The 18,952-nt window shown below is 46.5% G+C and carries 9 protein-coding genes, 9 tRNA genes and 3 rRNA genes; 6 read left to right on the top strand and 15 right to left on the bottom strand.

Translation table 11 applies throughout. The features are described from left to right. Positions 1-635 precede the first annotated feature (635 nt). The 5 genes from OCV50_RS00200 to OCV50_RS00180 all read right to left on the bottom strand — a co-directional run bounded on the left by OCV50_RS00200 (position 636) and on the right by OCV50_RS00180 (position 1,185). Positions 636-712 (bottom strand) — tRNA-Pro (locus OCV50_RS00200). A gap of 10 nt (positions 713-722) precedes the next feature. Further along, positions 723-798 (bottom strand) — tRNA-His (locus tag OCV50_RS00195). A gap of 43 nt (positions 799-841) precedes the next feature. Next, positions 842-918 (bottom strand) — tRNA-Pro (locus OCV50_RS00190). 66 nt (positions 919-984) lie between these two features. Next, positions 985-1,060 (bottom strand) — tRNA-His (locus OCV50_RS00185). A 48-nt stretch (positions 1,061-1,108) separates the two neighbouring features. Then, positions 1,109-1,185, bottom strand: a tRNA-Arg gene (locus OCV50_RS00180). A 296-nt stretch (positions 1,186-1,481) separates the two neighbouring features. Here OCV50_RS00180 and OCV50_RS00175 point away from each other — a divergent pair. Continuing rightward, the gene (locus tag OCV50_RS00175; RefSeq protein WP_239842160.1) at positions 1,482-1,895 is read left to right on the top strand and encodes a c-type cytochrome; all 414 of its coding nucleotides are present in this window, start codon (positions 1,482-1,484) and stop codon (positions 1,893-1,895) included. 55 nt (positions 1,896-1,950) lie between these two features. Here OCV50_RS00175 and rep read toward each other — a convergent pair whose 3' ends face one another. Then, positions 1,951-3,969: a DNA helicase Rep gene (gene rep / locus OCV50_RS00170; RefSeq protein WP_261903375.1), complete on the bottom strand. Its 2,019-nt coding sequence runs from the start codon at positions 3,967-3,969 to the stop codon at positions 1,951-1,953. A 178-nt stretch (positions 3,970-4,147) separates the two neighbouring features. Here rep and OCV50_RS00165 point away from each other — a divergent pair, with 178 nt between their 5' ends. The 4 genes from OCV50_RS00165 (at position 4,148) to ubiK (ending at position 9,359) form a co-directional block, all read left to right on the top strand. Then, positions 4,148-4,729, top strand: coding sequence for a TetR/AcrR family transcriptional regulator (locus OCV50_RS00165; protein WP_239842308.1), 582 nt, complete (start codon positions 4,148-4,150; stop codon positions 4,727-4,729). 17 nt (positions 4,730-4,746) lie between these two features. Then, on the top strand, positions 4,747-5,853 hold the full coding sequence (locus tag OCV50_RS00160; protein WP_239842158.1) for an efflux RND transporter periplasmic adaptor subunit: 1,107 nt from the start codon (positions 4,747-4,749) through the stop codon (positions 5,851-5,853). A gap of 11 nt (positions 5,854-5,864) precedes the next feature. Then, positions 5,865-8,987 (top strand): multidrug efflux RND transporter permease subunit, encoded by a 3,123-nt coding sequence (locus OCV50_RS00155; protein ID WP_261903374.1) that lies wholly within the window; start codon positions 5,865-5,867, stop codon positions 8,985-8,987. 120 nt (positions 8,988-9,107) lie between these two features. Continuing rightward, entirely contained in the window at positions 9,108-9,359 is a 252-nt protein-coding gene (gene ubiK, locus OCV50_RS00150; protein WP_032551009.1) for a ubiquinone biosynthesis accessory factor UbiK, read from the top strand. A gap of 284 nt (positions 9,360-9,643) precedes the next feature. Here the strand turns inward: ubiK and ilvC are convergent, their stop codons facing one another. After that, the gene (ilvC, locus tag OCV50_RS00145) at positions 9,644-11,128 is read right to left on the bottom strand and encodes a ketol-acid reductoisomerase (protein WP_261903373.1); all 1,485 of its coding nucleotides are present in this window, start codon (positions 11,126-11,128) and stop codon (positions 9,644-9,646) included. 147 nt (positions 11,129-11,275) lie between these two features. On the opposite strand from ilvC, the gene ilvY reads away from it, so the two are divergent. Then, positions 11,276-12,166: an HTH-type transcriptional activator IlvY gene (gene ilvY, locus OCV50_RS00140; RefSeq protein WP_032551007.1), complete on the top strand. Its 891-nt coding sequence runs from the start codon at positions 11,276-11,278 to the stop codon at positions 12,164-12,166. 124 nt (positions 12,167-12,290) lie between these two features. Here the strand turns inward: ilvY and OCV50_RS00135 are convergent. The 8 genes from OCV50_RS00135 to hemG form a co-directional block, all read right to left on the bottom strand. Next, positions 12,291-12,381 (bottom strand) — tRNA-Ser (locus tag OCV50_RS00135). A gap of 104 nt (positions 12,382-12,485) precedes the next feature. Continuing rightward, a 5S ribosomal RNA gene (gene rrf, locus OCV50_RS00130) occupies positions 12,486-12,601 on the bottom strand. A 144-nt stretch (positions 12,602-12,745) separates the two neighbouring features. After that, positions 12,746-15,637 (bottom strand): 23S ribosomal RNA (locus tag OCV50_RS00125). Between the two features lie 386 nt (positions 15,638-16,023). Next, positions 16,024-16,099 (bottom strand) — tRNA-Val (locus OCV50_RS00120). Between the two features lie 66 nt (positions 16,100-16,165). Beyond that, positions 16,166-16,241 (bottom strand) — tRNA-Lys (locus tag OCV50_RS00115). A 2-nt stretch (positions 16,242-16,243) separates the two neighbouring features. Next, positions 16,244-16,319: transfer RNA gene (locus tag OCV50_RS00110), tRNA-Glu, on the bottom strand. A gap of 88 nt (positions 16,320-16,407) precedes the next feature. Then, positions 16,408-17,960, bottom strand: a 16S ribosomal RNA gene (locus tag OCV50_RS00105). Together the 16S, 23S and 5S rRNA genes with 4 tRNA genes alongside form the textbook arrangement of a ribosomal RNA operon. A 462-nt stretch (positions 17,961-18,422) precedes the next feature. Next, positions 18,423-18,950, bottom strand: coding sequence for a menaquinone-dependent protoporphyrinogen IX dehydrogenase (gene hemG / locus OCV50_RS00100; RefSeq protein ID WP_261903372.1), 528 nt, complete (start codon positions 18,948-18,950; stop codon positions 18,423-18,425). Positions 18,951-18,952 lie beyond the last annotated feature (2 nt).

Raw genomic sequence — 18,952 nt, 5'->3', positions numbered from 1 at the left:
TCTACTTTAGATCAAAATAGCCATCATTTAATCCGAATAACATCACAAAAACAGAAGTTTAAACTAAAAATTATTTACAGAATTGATAGTAAGAACCTTGTAGAAAAGGCAGTAATATTTCGTGGGTATTCGTGTTTTGAAAGGTAAAATAACCGGAAGAGCTCACCTTGTGTTTACCTCAATAAGGTGACCTAAAGCGGCTCTATTCGCAAAATATTCCCTCAGTAAGGTTTGATGACAAATCACCCACCAACCTAAGAAAAAGAACATTCTCTTAATGAGATAAACGCCCTAAAAAGGCAAGCACGCTTAATATTAGTGCAAACTTTCATCAACCACTTCAATACATTAATCGCCGTAGCACTGATTTAGGGCAAAGCCTATCAACTAGAGGTTCATCATATGCCTTTATGTGCATTTAAGAGTGGTCACTGACAGTTCGTTAATTTTCACCCTGAGATCGATGAACAGAGATTAATGTGAGTGACTGAGTTGAGGATTCTCAAGGTGGTCGGAGAAAAGGGAGGCGATGCGACTGGATTTTCATCGGACTGGCGCACCAGCCCCCAGATCTAAAACCATCAAGATTTCAGATGCAAAAAAGCCCCGTCATTTCTGACGAGGCTTTCTTATAGTGGTCGGTGAAGAGGGATTCGAACCCCCGACCCTCTGGTCCCAAACCAGATGCGCTACCAAGCTGCGCTATTCACCGACAAAATTAATGGGGTGGCTAACGAGATTCGAACTCGCGACCACCGGAATCACAATCCAGGGCTCTACCAACTGAGCTATAGCCACCACTAATTTTTTTGTATAACCGCCTAAGCGATTATTGAAATAGTGGTCGGTGAAGAGGGATTCGAACCCCCGACCCTCTGGTCCCAAACCAGATGCGCTACCAAGCTGCGCTATTCACCGACTTATGTTTTGTCCTGATTTTATCAGAACTGGAAGCCGAAGCTACCGATATTCTTAAAAGAAAAATGGGGTGGCTAACGAGATTCGAACTCGCGACCACCGGAATCACAATCCAGGGCTCTACCAACTGAGCTATAGCCACCATTGTTTCTTTCTTGCCAATACTCACTTGTCGAAACAAGTGTCCGGATGGCGCGCCTGAAAGGATTCGAACCTTCGGCCTTTGGCTCCGGAGGCCAACGCTCTATCCAGCTGAGCTACAGGCGCATGCCCTGTCGGCGGAGTGGAATAATACGTATATCACCCTAGGTCGTCTAGTACTTTTTTTATTTTTTTTCTCGTTTGCTCTCTTTTTCGACAGTTAATATGTGATAAACCCCTTATTTGAGTACTAGAACCCCCTATTGCCTATAAGTTGTTGTTTATTGCAACAACTTATCGGGATATAATCACCCATTATTTACATTGATTTAACAGTCGCTTTTTGCAACTAAAATCAACACACCCCTCTAACACTATAATTGGTAGGCACGTACTTACCTTGGGAATGTAAAGTGAGTTTAATGGATATGTCTCGTCGAATTTTAAGCCTTGTCATCGCAGCAGTGACTTTTTCAACGACAGCGGTCGCATCAGAACTGAGCCAAGCAGAGCAAGACGCTATTGCTGAGCGCATCAAGCCCGTTGGTCAAGTTTACCTAGTTGGCAGCGAACCCGTTGCTGCAGAACCAACTGGTCCTCGTGATGGCGCAACTGTTTATGGTACTTTTTGTATTGCTTGTCACGCTTCAGGCGTAAGTGGCGCACCTAAAACGGGTGATGCTGCAGATTGGGCTCCTCGTATTGCTCAAGGTCGAGACATTCTTGCTGACCACGCAATCAACGGCTTCAATGCGATGCCAGCAAAAGGTTCATGTATGGACTGTTCAGATGATGAGATCAAAGACGCTATCGAGCACATGATCGCAGGTCTGTAAGTAAACCGAAATTCTAAAAAAGGAGACCAAATGGTCTCCTTTTTGTTTTTCTGGCTTATTTCTTATTAAACATCGCTCGGATGTTCGCAATATGCGCTTGGCCTTTCTCCATACGCTCTTCTTGAGATTGAGGCTTTTTCACTGTTTCCCACTCCACATCATCATGCGGCAGTTCATCTAAGAAACGGCTCTGTGTCGGCTTAATCAGCTCACCAAATTGTCGGCGTTCACGGCACTTAGTAAAGGTTAGCTCTTTCTGAGCACGAGTGATGCCTACATACATCAATCGGCGCTCTTCTTCGACATTGCCTTCATCAACACTGGTTTGGTGTGGAAGAATCCCCTCTTCAGCCCCCATGAGATATACATACGGAAACTCCAGACCTTTTGAAGCGTGTAGTGTCATCAATTGAACTTGGTCTGCATCGTCATCATCTTCACCGCGCTCCATCATATCACGCAGAGTCAATCGCTGAACCACCTCTCTCAATGTCTTCTCTTCTTTATCGTAGTTGTCACCCTCGAGGTCAGCCACGATCCAGCTGTAAAGATCAGAGACGTTCTTCATACGCATCTCTGCCGCTTTCGGACTTGCAGAGGTTTCGTATAACCAATCTTCGTAATTAATATCACGAACCAAAGAACGCACGGCATCGACCGTATTACCACGCTCAGCATTATCAGAAATACGGACAATCCAGTCGGTGAATCGGCGCAGGTTCTCTAGGCCTCGCCCAGTCAGAGTCTGCTCCAAGCCCATTTCAAAGCTTGCCTCAAACAAACTCTTGCCACGCATATTAGCGTAACTACCCAACTTCTCAAGTGTCACAGGACCAATCTCACGGCGTGGCGTATTCACAATACGTAGGAAGGCATTATCGTCATCTGGGTTCACCAACACTCGCAGGTAAGCCATGATGTCTTTAATCTCTGCGCGAGCGAAGAAAGAAGTGCCGCCGGAGATTTTGTAAGGAATACGGTTCTGCATCAGCGCTTTTTCTATCAAACGCGACTGGTGGTTACCGCGGTAGAGCACCGCATAATCTTTATAGTCGGTACGATTTAAAAACTTATGCGCGATGATCTCACCAGTAATACGCTCTGCTTCATGGTCTTCATTCTTAGCATTGAGTACCTTGAGCTTTTCGCCGTCTGGGATCTCTGAAAAAAGAGACTTTTCATAAACGTGCGGGTTATTGGCGATCAGGATATTAGCTGCTCGCAGGATACGACTGGTTGAGCGATAGTTCTGCTCTAGCTTGATTAGACGAAGATTCGGGTAGTCTTCGCCAAGTAGCACCAAGTTTTGCGGTTTCGCACCACGCCATGAGTAAATAGATTGGTCATCATCGCCTACCACCGTCAAACGACCGCGCTCGCCGACTAATAGACGCACTAACTCATATTGGCTGGTGTTGGTATCTTGGTACTCATCGACCAACAAATAACGAATACGCGACTGCCAACGTTCACGCACTTCTTGATTGGTTTTCAGCAGCAATACGGGCATCGCAATCAGATCATCAAAATCGAGAGCGTTATACGCCTTCATCTGCTTTTGGTACATCTCGAAACAGAAGGCAAATAGCTGCTCTTGCTCACTCTTAGCGCGCGCTTTCGCTTGATCTGGCGTGAGCATGTCATTTTTCCAATTCGAGATTGTGCTCAGTAACTGACGCAGAAGATCCTTGTCGCCATCGATCTGCTTTTCCGTTAGCTCTTTGAGTAGAGCCAGTTGGTCTTGATCATCAAACAGAGAAAACCCAGCTTTCAAGCCAAGTGCTTTGTATTCACGACGGATGATGTTCAAACCCATAGTATGAAACGTTGAGACAATCAGCCCTTTTGATTCATTCTTGCCTAATGTTTGCCCCACACGCTCTTTCATTTCGCGCGCGGCTTTGTTGGTAAAAGTCACAGCCGCAATATTTCGAGCTTTGTAGCCACACTCCTGAACCAAATAGGCGATCTTATTAGTGATAACACGTGTTTTACCCGATCCAGCTCCCGCTAATACTAAGCAGGGGCCCGACACGTACTTCACGGCTTCGTCTTGTCTTGGGTTCAGTCTCATTAGATTCTCGATGTCATCTCAGGGTCAATTGGAATTCGCGACTATAATAATGCTGCAATGTTTTGAATGCTACGTTCTCTTATACAAGATTTTTACGCTTTTTGTATAAAACTAACTTGCACGAATGTATGGTTCTTGAGCTATAATGAATGAACGTTCATTCACTAGTGATGAGATTATGACCAATCATACCTCTCAGGATAAGCGCTTACAGATACTCTCTGCCGCCGAGACACTGATCGCAGCGGAAGGTTTTCAAGGCCTTTCAATGCAAAAGTTGGCGAAAGAAGCAGGAGTCGCTGCTGGCACTATATATCGCTATTTCGATGATAAAGAGCACTTAATTGAAGAGGTGCGTATTCAAGTTACTCAACGCATTGCAGAAGCGGTTCAACATGGAGTCGATGACTCCGCACCGATCAAGCAGCGTTACAGAACTATGTGGCTCAACATATGGAACTTGGCTGGTACCAATTTAGCGGCAATCAAAAACCGCGTTCAATATGACTCTTTACCTGTAACAAATAGTAAAACTTTCAGGGAACTAGAAAGAAAAATGTTTGCCCAAGTTGAGCTGTTGTTTAACGAAGGCAAAGAGCAAGGGCTATTTAAACCACTTGATAATGAAGTATTAGGTGGGCTGAGCTTAGCGGCAAGTGTCTCACTCGCGCGTAAGCATTCTTTAGGTTTTTACCATCTCGATGATGAGGCTCTCGAAGCAGCCATTGAAGCGAGCTGGGACGCAATAATTAAACACTGATCGGAGTTTTGACCATAATGAAAAAGTGGACTTTCTTCATGTTACTCATCGCTGTGCTTCTTTTTGGCAGCGTAATTGGGTTCAACATGTTCAAACAACAAAAAATTGCTGAATACATGGCAAACCGACCTGAGCCTGAGTTCCCAGTAACGGTAACTGACGTTCAACCGATCGACTGGGTTCCAGTAATCGAAGCTATCGGTTTCATCGAACCCAACCAAGGTGTGACACTGGCGAACGAAACCAGCGGCGTTATCGATCAAATCTCTTTTGAATCTGGTACTGAGGTTAAGAGCGACCAACTATTAGTTCGCCTAGATTCAGACGTTGAGAAAGCTAATCTGAAAAGCTCTCAAGCGCGTCTACCGGCTGCTCAAGCTAAGTACAAGCGTTACCAAGGTCTATTCAAGAAAGGTTCTATCTCAAAAGAAGCATACGATGAAGCAGAAGCGAACTACTTCTCTCTATCGGCTGATATTGAGAGCCTAAAGGCTTCGATCGCTCGTCGTGAAATTCGCGCACCATTCGACGGTACTGTGGGTATTCGTAATGTTTACCTAGGTCAATACCTACAATCAGGTACAGACATCGTACGTTTAGAAGACACCAGTGTGATGCGCCTGCGCTTCACGGTTTCTCAAACGGACATCTCACGCATTAATGTTGGCCAAGCGGTTGATATCTTTGTTGATGCTTACCCAGAGACACCGTTTGAAGGCTCAATCAGTGCTATCGAGCCAGCAGTAAGCGTGCAAAGTGGTCTGATTCAAGTTCAAGCAGACATTCCAAACAGTGATGGCAAGCTACGTAGCGGTATGTTCGCTCGTGCCAACATCATTCTACCGACTCTAGAGAACCAAGTTGCGCTGCCACAAACAGCGATCACTTTCACTCTATACGGTGACAATGTTTACATCTTGACTGAAGAAGATGGCGTGAAACGCGTAACACAACACGTAGTAAAAGTAGGCGAACGTACTGCAGACATCGCACACATCCTTGAAGGTGTGAAAGCCGGTGATGTAGTGGTGACTTCAGGTCAAGTTCGTCTAAGTAATGGTGCCAAGGTGCGAGTTGTTGAGAGTGATGCAATCACCCCACCTTCTGAAACACCACAGTTATAATTGGAGTCACAATGCGCTTTACTGATGTTTTTATTAAACGTCCAGTTCTAGCGGTATCCATCAGCTTTTTGATAGCCCTGCTTGGCTTGCAAGCAATCTTCAAAATGCAGGTGCGTGAATACCCAGAAATGACGAATACCGTAGTAACCGTTACCACGAGTTACTACGGTGCGAGTGCCGACCTTATACAAGGTTTTATTACCCAACCCCTAGAGCAAGCTGTTGCTCAGGCGGATAATATTGACTATATGACTTCATCGTCGGTTCTTGGTAGCTCTACCATTACCGTCAACATGAAGTTGAACACAGATCCAAACGCGGCTCTGTCGGACATATTGGCCAAGACAAACTCGGTACGTTCTCAGCTTCCAAAAGAGGCAGAAGATCCAACCGTAACGATGTCTACAGGTTCAACTACGGCGGTACTCTACATTGGCTTTACCAGTGATGAGTTGGCTTCGAGTCAGATTACCGACTACCTAGAACGTGTAATTAACCCGCAGCTATTCACGGTAAACGGTGTATCGAAAGTTGATCTATATGGTGGTATGAAATACGCACTACGTGTATGGCTAGATCCGTCAAAAATGGCGGCAGTTGACCTAACTGCTAGCGATGTTATGACGGTATTGAACGCCAACAACTACCAATCGGCAACAGGCCAAGCAACGGGTGAGTTCGTACTTTACAACGGTAGTGCCGATACACAGGTTTCAAATACTGAAGAGCTAGAAAACCTTGTTGTAAGAAGTGGCGAAGGCGAGATCATTCGTCTGTCTGACATTGCTAAGGTATCTCTTGAGAAGAGCCATGATGTTTATCGTGCGAGTGCCAATGGCCAAGAGGCTGTTGTAGCAGCGATCAACGCAGCACCGAGTGCTAACCCGATCAATATTGCAGCAGATGTACTTGAGCTTCTTCCTCAACTAGAGAAGAACCTACCAAGCAACATCTCGATGAACGTGATGTATGACTCGACCATCGCTATAAATGAGTCTATTCAAGAGGTTATTAAGACCATTCTTGAAGCGGCCTTGATCGTACTGGTCGTTATCACCCTGTTCCTAGGTTCGTTCCGTGCGGTACTGATTCCAATCGTTACTATTCCACTGTCTCTAATCGGTGTGGCAATGGTAATGCAGGCGATGGGCTTCTCATGGAACCTAATGACACTACTGGCAATGGTACTCGCGATCGGTCTGGTAGTAGACGATGCGATCGTTGTTCTTGAGAACGTCGACCGTCACATCAAGCTTGGTGAGTCGCCATTCCGTGCAGCAATCATCGGTACTCGTGAAATCGCGGTTCCAGTTATTGCAATGACGCTAACGCTAGGTGCGGTATACGCGCCGATCGCGATGATGGGTGGCATCACGGGCTCACTATTTAAAGAGTTCGCACTGACACTTGCCGGTTCGGTTTTTGTATCCGGTATCGTGGCACTGACGCTTTCACCGATGATGTGTTCAAAAATGCTTAAAGCTCACGCTGAGCCAAGCAAGTTTGAGCAGAAGGTACACGGTGTTCTTGATGGTATGACTAACCGCTACGAGCGCATGCTTGGCGCTGTTATGCAACATCGTCCGGTGTTCATCGGTTTTGCTATCATCGTATTTGCCAGCCTGCCAATGCTGTTCAAATTTATCCCTAGTGAGCTTGCGCCATCTGAGGATAAAGGTGTAATCATGCTTATGGGTACCGCACCATCGAATGCGAACCTAGACTTCATGCAAAACACCATGAACGACGTCAATACGATTCTATCTGATCAACCAGAAGTAGCGTACGCTCAAGTATTTACCGGTGTACCAAACGCAAACCAAGCCTTTGGTATTGCATCTATGGTGCCTTGGAGTGAGCGTGAGACAAGTCAATCAGAAGTGGCTAACCGTGTCGGTGAGTTAGTTAAAGATGTACCAGGGATGGCAGTAACGGCGTTCCAAATGCCAGAGCTTCCAGGTGCAGGTTCAGGTCTTCCAATTCAGTTTGTTATCACAACACCAAACAGCTTTGAGAGCCTTTTCCAGATCACGACTGACATTCTGGCAGAAGTATCTTCAAACCCGCTATTCGTTTACTCAGATCTTGATCTGAACTACGACTCAGCAACCATGAAGATCAACATCGATAAAGACAAAGCCGGTGCTTACGGCGTGACAATGCAAGATATCGGTATCACGCTAGGTACCATGATGTCAGATGGTTACGTAAACCGTATCGACCTCAATGGTCGTTCGTACGAGGTTATCCCACAGGTTGAGCGTAAATTCCGTCTTAACCCTGAGTCGATGAACAACTACTACGTACGTGCAGCTGATGGCAGAGCCGTTCCTCTAGGCAGCTTGATTACCATTGATGTGGTGGCAGAGCCTCGCTCTCTTCCTCACTTCAACCAATTAAACTCAGCAACGATTGGTGCAGTACCTGCTCCAGGCGCTGCGATGGGTGACGCAATTGCATGGTTTGAAAACATTGCAGAGACCAAGCTACCAAGTGGTTACAACCATGACTACATGGGTGAGGCTCGCCAATACGTAACCGAAGGTAGCGCGCTATACGCAACATTTGGTCTAGCACTGGCGATCATCTTCCTAGTACTGGCGATTCAGTTCGAGTCTGTGAAAGATCCACTGGTTATCATGGTTTCGGTACCGCTAGCAATCTGTGGTGCATTGATTGCCCTTGCGTGGGGTGCAGCAACCATGAACATCTACTCACAAGTCGGTTTGATCACGCTGGTTGGCCTGATTACCAAGCACGGTATCTTGATTTGTGAGGTTGCAAAAGAAGAACAGCTACACCACCAGAAATCACGTATTGAAGCGGTGATGGAAGCGGCGAAGGTTCGTCTACGTCCGATCCTAATGACAACTGCAGCAATGATTGCTGGTCTTATCCCACTGATGTACGCAAGTGGTGCAGGTGCAGCTCAGCGCTTTAGTATCGGTATCGTAATCGTTGCTGGTTTGGCTATTGGTACTATCTTTACTCTGTTCGTACTGCCTGTTATCTACAGCTACCTAGCAGAGAAACACAAGCCACTACCGGTTTTTGTTGAAGATAAAGACCTAGAGAAACTGGCTCGTGTCGACGAGGCAAAAGCAGCTCAAAGAGAATTAGCTGACAACAACTAACCTCGAGTTTCACGTTAATCGCAAAAAGGTCACTTCGGTGGCCTTTTTTTATACGCCACAGGCGACATCTCCACTGCGATTAAATAGAATAGTAGGAAATAATCAGGAGTTTTAATTGATATGTTTGATCCAAAAAAACTAGAGCAGATTGCGAAACAAATCCATGACTCTATGCCTCAGCCAGTGAAAGAGCTAGGTTCTGATGTGGACCAAAAGGTTCGCCAAGTTATCCAAGGCCAACTAAACAAGCTAGACGTTGTCAGCCGTGAAGAGTTCGATGTTCAAACTCAGGTTCTACTGCGTACACGTCAGAAGCTGACTGAGATGGAACAAAAACTAGCAGATCTAGAAGCGAAGCTAGCTGACAAATAAGCGTAAATGCAAAAATACAAAAGGGTTGATGTGTAAGCATCAACCCTTTTTTATACGCTCATATTCTGGAAGGTATACTCCAAGCAATACTCTTCCATTGCTTTAAGGCGTGATAGTTAAGACATACATGGTCCACATCTTCAGGAACAAGTTGGCGAGCTCTGTAAAAACAAAAAGGCTTGGTCAACGGCGACCAAGCCTTTTAATTAGATGTTGTGTTTTTTATTTATGACTCCAATTTTTTGGAGTTCTTTAAATTCTTGCTATCGTGTCGAGTTACGAAATTAGCCGCCTACTGCGATACGTTTCATGTCGCTCATGTAAGCACGTAGCTCTTCACCGATGTACTCAACTGGGTGGTTACGGATAGCTTCATTAACTTCAATTAGACGAGCGTTGTCGACTTGGTTAGATGTTTCACCTAGACCTTTACCAATCACGTCTGTCGATACTGAAGGCATGAACTTCTCACGCAGTAATGGCGTTGCTACATTTGCAAATAGGTAGTTACCGTATTCAGCTGTATCAGAGATTACTACGTTCATTTCGTATAGGCGCTTACGAGCAACCGTGTTCGCGATTAGTGGAAGCTCATGTAGAGATTCGTAATACGCAGACTCATCGATGATGCCAGATGCAGTCATTGCTTCGAATGCTAGTTCAACACCTGCACGAACCATCGCAACCATTAGGATACCGTTGTCGAAGTACTCTTGCTCAGAGATTTCAACATCACCTTCAGGGTAGTTTTCGAATGCAGTTTGACCTGTCTCTTCACGCCAGCCTAGTAGGTTCGCATCGTCGTTTGCCCAGTCAGCCATCATAGTGCTAGAGAAGTGACCTGTGATTACGTCATCCATGTGCTTGTTGTACAGTGGACGCATTAGATCTTTTAGCTCTTCAGAAAGCTCGAACGCTTTGATTTTCGCCGGGTTTGATAGACGGTCCATCATGTGTGTCACACCACCAAACTTTAGTGCTTCCGTAACAGTTTCCCAACCGTACTGTAGAAGCTTACCTGCGTAGCTCGGATCGATACCTTCAGCAACCATCTTCTCGTAAGAAACGATAGAACCTGCTTGTAGCATGCCACATAGAATAGTCTGTTCGCCCACTAGGTCCGATTTCACTTCAGCAACAAATGAAGACTCTAGACAGCCCGCACGGTGACCACCAGTACCAGCAGCCCATGCTTTCGCGATATCCCAACCTTCACCCTTTGGATCGTTCTCTGGGTGAACGGCGATAAGAGTCGGAACACCGAAGCCACGCTTGTACTCTTCACGTACTTCTGTACCTGGACACTTAGGTGCAACCATAACAACCGTTAGGTCTTTACGAATTTGCATGCCTTCTTCAACAATGTTGAAGCCGTGTGAGTAACCTAGTGCAGCACCCTCTTTCATTAGAGGCATTACTGTCTCAACAACGTTTGTATGCTGTTTGTCTGGAGTTAGGTTGATCACTAGATCTGCTTCAGGGATTAGGTTTTCGTAGCTATCTACTTCAAAACCGTTCTCTTTCGCGTTTTTGTAAGATTGACGTTGCTCGTCAATCGCAGCCTGACGAAGTGCGTAAGCTACGTCTAGACCAGAATCACGCATGTTTAGACCTTGGTTTAGGCCTTGAGCACCACAACCAACGATAACGACTTTCTTACCTTTCAGGTAATCCGCTTCAGTTGCAAATTCACTGCGGTCCATGAAACGACAACGACCTAATTGGTCTAGCTGCTCGCGTAGGTTTAAAGTATTGAAATAGTTAGCCATCTGGGCGCTCCTTTTAAGAATTTTTCCGTTGAGGTCGGTAGCTTTGTTACCGAATGAGTTCATACTAAAACAGACATACGGTTGCTTAAAGTGATATATTCACAATTAGTTATTGCAATTAATGCAACGTGGAAACATTCGTAATATATGAACATAAAATCATTACAGTTATTCATACATTTGTGTGACAGCAAAAACTTCAGCAAGACTGCGGCGGCGATGCACGTCAGCCCATCGGCTTTAAGTCGCCAAATACAGAAACTCGAAGATGAAACAGGGCAAGAGCTGCTGATTCGAGATAACCGTAGTGTCGACCTCACTCCAGCAGGAAAACAATTGCTTCCCGTTGCACTCAATATTGTCAGTGAATGGCAACAGTACAACCTTCATTTAAAAGGCGGAGAACAAGAGCTGAAAGGTGAGATTCGAATCTTCTGCTCAGTGACTGCAAGCTATAGTCATCTGCCTGAGTTAATTACTGAGTTTCGAGCGCTCCATCCTTATATTGAATTTAAACTCTCAACGGGCGACCCAGCTCAAGCGATAGATAAGATCCTCAATGACGAAGTCGATATCGCTATTTCCGCTAAGCCAGATATCCTTCCATCACGCCTCGAATTTGAAACGATTAGTGATATCCCGCTATCTGTTATTTCTCCAGCAGGAGTCAGTAGCTTCAGCCAACAACTACAGGCTGAGCACATCGATTGGAATGATCTGCCATTCATCATCCCAGAGGCAGGCACAGCTCGTGAGCGTGCCAATGCCTGGTTTAAGAAGCTAAAAATCAAACCTAATATCTATGCTCAGGTATCTGGACATGAAGCGATAGTTAGTATGGTGGCGCTTGGGTGTGGTATTGGAATTGCCCCAGATGTAGTGATCAATAACAGCCCAGTAAGAGATAAGGTTGAACGCTTAAAGATAGAACCAATTAAGCCCTTTGAATTAGGCGTATGTTGTAAGCGAGCGCAATTGGATAACCCACTTATTCGAGCATTCTGGCAGGTTGCAGAAGGGAAATATTTAACGGATTAATGAGCGAGATGACTGTTTGGTAGAAACATAGAAAAGAGCACGCTAGTGCTCTTTTTTATTGGCTGGATTCTGATACGACAGAAATGAAAAAAGCCCGCTGATTTCTCAGCGGGCTTTTCAATGGTGGTGGAGGGATAGGGATTTGAACCCTAGAACCGCTATTAACGGTTGCCGGTTTTCAAGACCGGTGCTTTCGACCACTCAGCCATCCCTCCAACAAATTGTCATCAACAGATTAGTACACTGTTGAGGTTGTTATTTGCTGTGCAAATAACGAAGCTTTTTGTCTTCACTTTTGAAAAGTGAAAATAAATTTGGAGCCTGGCGATGTCCTACTCTCACATGGGGAAGCCCCACACTACCATCGGCGCTATTGCGTTTCACTTCTGAGTTCGGCATGGAATCAGGTGGGTCCACAACGCTATGGTCGCCAAGCAAATTCTTTCTTCTCTGATTTTCTTTCAGAAAAGTAATTTGGAAAGCTGTTTATTCTCTAAACTCATTCAAGTGCTCTTGTTTGCCTCTGCTTTTTAAAGCGGAAACAATGTTTTGAGTCCATTAAAACCCCTTGGGTGTTGTATGGTTAAGCCTCACGGGCAATTAGTACAGGTTAGCTCAACGCCTCACAGCGCTTACACACCCTGCCTATCAACGTTCTAGTCTTGAACAACCCTTTAGGACGCTTAAAGCGCCAGGGAAGACTCATCTCAGGGCTCGCTTCCCGCTTAGATGCTTTCAGCGGTTATCGATTCCGAACTTAGCTACCGGGCAATGCCATTGGCATGACAACCCGAACACCAGAGGTTCGTCCACTCCGGTCCTCTCGTACTAGGAGCAGCCCCCTTCAATCTTCCAACGCCCACGGCAGATAGGGACCGAACTGTCTCACGACGTTCTAAACCCAGCTCGCGTACCACTTTAAATGGCGAACAGCCATACCCTTGGGACCGACTTCAGCCCCAGGATGTGATGAGCCGACATCGAGGTGCCAAACACCGCCGTCGATATGAACTCTTGGGCGGTATCAGCCTGTTATCCCCGGAGTACCTTTTATCCGTTGAGCGATGGCCCTTCCATTCAGAACCACCGGATCACTATGACCTGCTTTCGCACCTGCTCGAATTGTCATTCTCGCAGTCAAGCGGGCTTATGCCATTGCACTAACCTCACGATGTCCAACCGTGATTAGCCCACCTTCGTGCTCCTCCGTTACTCTTTGGGAGGAGACCGCCCCAGTCAAACTACCCACCAGGCACTGTCCGTAATCCCGATTCAGGGACCAACGTTAGAACATCAACACTACAAGGGTGGTATTTCAAGGACGACTCCACCACATCTAGCGACGCGGTTTCAAAGTCTCCCACCTATCCTACACATGTAGGGTCAATGTTCAGTGCCAAGCTGTAGTAAAGGTTCACGGGGTCTTTCCGTCTAGCCGCGGGTACACTGCATCTTCACAGCGATTTCAATTTCACTGAGTCTCGGGTGGAGACAGCGTGGCCATCATTACGCCATTCGTGCAGGTCGGAACTTACCCGACAAGGAATTTCGCTACCTTAGGACCGTTATAGTTACGGCCGCCGTTTACCGGGGCTTCGATCAAGAGCTTCGACCGAAGTCTAACCCCATCAATTAACCTTCCGGCACCGGGCAGGCGTCACACCGTATACGTCATCTTACGATTTTGCACAGTGCTGTGTTTTTAATAAACAGTTGCAGCCACCTGGTATCTGCGACTCTCGTCAGCTCCATCCGCGAGGGACTTCACCGATAAGAGCGTACCTTCTCCCGAAGTTACGGTACCATTTTGCCTAGTTCCTTCACCCGAGTTCTCTCAAGCGCCTTGGTATTCTCTACCCGACCACCTGTGTCGGTTTGGGGTACGATTCCTTACAATCTGAAGCTTAGAGGCTTTTCCTGGAAGCATGGCATCAATGACTTCACCACCGTAGTGGCTCGACATCGTATCTCAGCGTTAAGAAAGTCCGGATTTACCTAAACTTTCCGCCTACGTACTTGAACCTGGACAACCGTCGCCAGGCCCACCTAGCCTTCTCCGTCCCCCCATCGCAATTGTAAGAAGTACGGGAATATTAACCCGTTTCCCATCGACTACGCCTTTCGGCCTCGCCTTAGGGGTCGACTTACCCTGCCCCGATTAACGTTGGACAGGAACCCTTGGTCTTCCGGCGAGGGAGTTTTTCACTCCCTTTATCGTTACTCATGTCAGCATTCGCACTTCTGATACCTCCAGCAGCCCTTACAGACCACCTTCAACGGCTTACAGAACGCTCCCCTACCCCGCACACTAAAGTGTGCAGCCGCAGCTTCGGTGTATAGCTTAGCCCCGTTACATCTTCCGCGCAGGCCGACTCGACCAGTGAGCTATTACGCTTTCTTTAAATGATGGCTGCTTCTAAGCCAACATCCTGGCTGTCTGAGCCTTCCCACATCGTTTCCCACTTAGCTATACTTTGGGACCTTAGCTGGCGGTCTGGGTTGTTTCCCTCTCCACGACGGACGTTAGCACCCGCCGTGTGTCTCCCGGATAGTACTTACTGGTATTCGGAGTTTGCAAAGGGTTGGTAAGTCGGGATGACCCCCTAGCCTTAACAGTGCTCTACCCCCAGTAGTATTCGTCCGAGGCGCTACCTAAATAGCTTTCGGGGAGAACCAGCTATCTCCAGGTTTGATTGGCCTTTCACCCCTAGCCACAAGTCATCCGCTAATTTTTCAACATTAGTCGGTTCGGTCCTCCAGTTGATGTTACTCAACCTTCAACCTGCCCATGGCTAGATCACCTGGTTTCGGGTCTATATCCAGAGACTGAACGCCCAGTTAAGACTCGGTTTCCCTACGGCTCCCCTAAACGGTTAACCTTGCCACTGAATATAAGTCGCTGACCCATTATACAAAAGGTACGCAGTCACGGGACAATGCCCGCTCCTACTGCTTGTACGTACACGGTTTCAGGTTCTATTTCACTCCCCTCACAGGGGTTCTTTTCGCCTTTCCCTCACGGTACTGGTTCACTATCGGTCAGTCAGTAGTATTTAGCCTTGGAGGATGGTCCCCCCATATTCAGACAGGATATCACGTGTCCCGCCCTACTCGATTTCACTGATTATGATGTGTCGGTTACGGGGCTATCACCCTTTATTGCGGCACTTTCCAGAGCCTTCACCTGCATCATTAAAAGCTTAAGGGCTAATCCAATTTCGCTCGCCGCTACTTTCGGAATCTCGGTTGATTTCTCTTCCTCGGGGTACTTAGATGTTTCAGTTCCCCCGGTTTGCCTCTTGTTGCTATGTATTCACAACAAGATACTTACTTATGTAAGTGGGTTTCCCCATTCGGAAATCCCAGACTCAAAAGGTTTTTACTACCTAATCTGGGCTTATCGCAAGTTAATACGTCCTTCATCGCCTCTGACTGCCAAGGCATCCACCGTGTACGCTTAGTCACTTAACCATACAACCCGAAGAGGTCTTAATGTATGACTGTTTGCTTTCACTTTTCAAAGTGAAGACAAAATAGCAACCAAGGTTTTTGGTTGTAATAAGAAGGGTTAGTTCTTATTACGTGTTTGCCGGACTCAATGGTGAATCAAACTAAGTTTGATTCGAATACAAGACACTTGAATGTGTTTGTGTTGTGTTTACTTCGAAAAGTAAACATTGAGAACTTTTAATTTGATTTAAATAACTCTGTTATTTAAATCAGTCAGCTTTCCAAATTGTTAAAGAGCATGAGACTTCGTTAGAAGTTCATTTTCTAAAGACTCTCACAGTCGAAAAATCCAACCAGCAACCTAAATTGTGGTTTGGAGTTTTGAACTTCCAAGAATATTTAGAGAATGGTGGGCGATACCGGGCTCGAACCAGTGACCCCCTGCTTGTAAGGCAGGTGCTCTCCCAACTGAGCTAATCGCCCACGATAGTTTCCTCTTGCTTTCACTTTTTAAAAAAGTGAAACAAAAGCCATTCTTCGTGGAAAGAATGGTGGGTCGTGCAGGATTCGAACCTGCGACCAATTGATTAAAAGTCAACTGCTCTACCAACTGAGCTAACGACCCAATGGTATCCCGTAGGGGAGTCGAACCCCTGTTACCGCCGTGAAAGGGCGGTGTCCTAGGCCTCTAGACGAACGGGACACTGCATGAAGATATTGGGATATCTTCGTCTCTTTTACTTTCTAAACCGTATCAATCTGTGTGGACACTTATCGTGAATATCTTCGTATAAGGAGGTGATCCAGCCCCAGGTTCCCCTAGGGCTACCTTGTTACGACTTCACCCCAGTCATGAACCACAAAGTGGTGAGCGTCCTCCCGAAGGTTAAACTACCCACTTCTTTTGCAGCCCACTCCCATGGTGTGACGGGCGGTGTGTACAAGGCCCGGGAACGTATTCACCGTAGCATTCTGATCTACGATTACTAGCGATTCCGACTTCATGGAGTCGAGTTGCAGACTCCAATCCGGACTACGACGCACTTTTTGGGATTCGCTCACTCTCGCGAGTTGGCCGCCCTCTGTATGCGCCATTGTAGCACGTGTGTAGCCCTACTCGTAAGGGCCATGATGACTTGACGTCGTCCCCACCTTCCTCCGGTTTATCACCGGCAGTCTCCCTGGAGTTCCCGACATTACTCGCTGGCAAACAAGGATAAGGGTTGCGCTCGTTGCGGGACTTAACCCAACATTTCACAACACGAGCTGACGACAGCCATGCAGCACCTGTCTCAGAGTTCCCGAAGGCACCAAAGCATCTCTGCTAAGTTCTCTGGATGTCAAGAGTAGGTAAGGTTCTTCGCGTTGCATCGAATTAAACCACATGCTCCACCGCTTGTGCGGGCCCCCGTCAATTCATTTGAGTTTTAATCTTGCGACCGTACTCCCCAGGCGGTCTACTTAACGCGTTAGCTCCGAAAGCCACGGCTCAAGGCCACAACCTCCAAGTAGACATCGTTTACGGCGTGGACTACCAGGGTATCTAATCCTGTTTGCTCCCCACGCTTTCGCATCTGAGTGTCAGTATCTGTCCAGGGGGCCGCCTTCGCCACTGGTATTCCTTCAGATCTCTACGCATTTCACCGCTACACCTGAAATTCTACCCCCCTCTACAGTACTCTAGTTTGCCAGTTTCAAATGCAGTTCCGAGGTTGAGCCCCGGGCTTTCACATCTGACTTAACAAACCACCTGCATGCGCTTTACGCCCAGTAATTCCGATTAACGCTCGCACCCTCCGTATTACCGCGGCTGCTGGCACGGAGTTAGCCGGTGCTTCTTCTGCAGCTAACGTCAAGAGATGCCGCTATTAACGACACCCCCTTCCTCACTGCTGAAAGTACTTTACAACCCGAAGGCCTTCTTCATACACGCGGCATGGCTGCATCAGGCTTGCGCCCATTGTGCAATATTCCCCACTGCTGCCTCCCGTAGGAGTCTGGACCGTGTCTCAGTTCCAGTGTGGCTGATCATCCTCTCAGACCAGCTAGGGATCGTCGCCTTGGTGAGCCATTACCTCACCAACTAGCTAATCCCACCTAGGCATATCTTGACGCGAGAGGCCCGAAGGTCCCCCTCTTTGGCCCGTAGGCATTATGCGGTATTAGCCATCGTTTCCAATGGTTATCCCCCACATCAAGGCAATTTCCTAGGCATTACTCACCCGTCCGCCGCTCGACGCCGTTATCGTTCCCCGAAGGTTCAGATAACTCGTTTCCGCTCGACTTGCATGTGTTAGGCCTGCCGCCAGCGTTCAATCTGAGCCATGATCAAACTCTTCAATTTAAGATTTTGTGACTCAATGAATACTGATTACATTCCCTATTCTTACGAATAGTGACTGTGAATTGACTGTGCCGATAATAAATTATCGATTGGTCACTCAGTTCATTGAAATCAAGTTGAAACCGAAGTTTCATTTTTGATATTCATCAACGAGTGCCCACACAGATTGATAGGTTTAAATTGTTAAAGAGCTTTTCCTTTTTGAGCTTCGCTCAAATCGGACGGCCATTTTAGCGATTTAAGTTTTAGTGTCAACCACTTTTTTCAAAACTTTTTTCAAGCGCTTAGCTTGGCTAATTTGGCTTGCTGATTCGTTTTGGTTTCCTAAGAAGCCATCCCGTGTCAGCGAGGTGGCATTATAGAGATTGCGATCACATTGGCAAGCCCTTTTTTAAGTTTTTTTGCTTTTTTTAATTGTTCGATTAAAAAGAAAACAAAACGCCTCAAAAGTAGGCTTTTCTCTTATAGATTCTTGAGTTTTTCAGTAAATAAAGAGACTTTTTGCCAGTTGGTGTACTCAACTTCTTTACTGGTATCCGTTTCACCACCAGTCATCGTCATAATAAAGCGAATCATGGTTCTGTCGAAGAAGTTGTATCTAGGGTAATAGAGGGCACCTGCGAACACACCTATTAAAGACGGTTGCCACGGAGACTTCTTAAGGAATGTCTTTATATAAGCACTGCCTTCCGGCGTATCTTTACCTTGGTCTTCTTTGCGAGCGGTTAGGTTCACGCAGAAGAACGCCACTTTATTCGATTGAAGCTGAGTAAGATTGTGCTCAATAAACTGATACAGCTTTTTATTAAGATGACCATAACGAATAGAGGCACCAATCAGTACTTTGTCATACTGAGCGAAATCTACGTCGCCGACGGTATGCAGATCGCGAATGTCGCAATCAAACTCCACCATCTCTTCTTTTATATAGTTAAGAATCTTTTTAGTCTGCCCTTCTCGGCTTGAGTAAAGAAATAGTGCTTTTGCCACAA

This window comes from Vibrio fortis (assembly GCF_024347475.1).
GTDB lineage: Bacteria > Pseudomonadota > Gammaproteobacteria > Enterobacterales > Vibrionaceae > Vibrio > Vibrio fortis.
The sequence above is the reverse complement of the archived record's forward strand: the minus strand, read 5'-3'. Positions and strand labels throughout refer to the sequence as shown.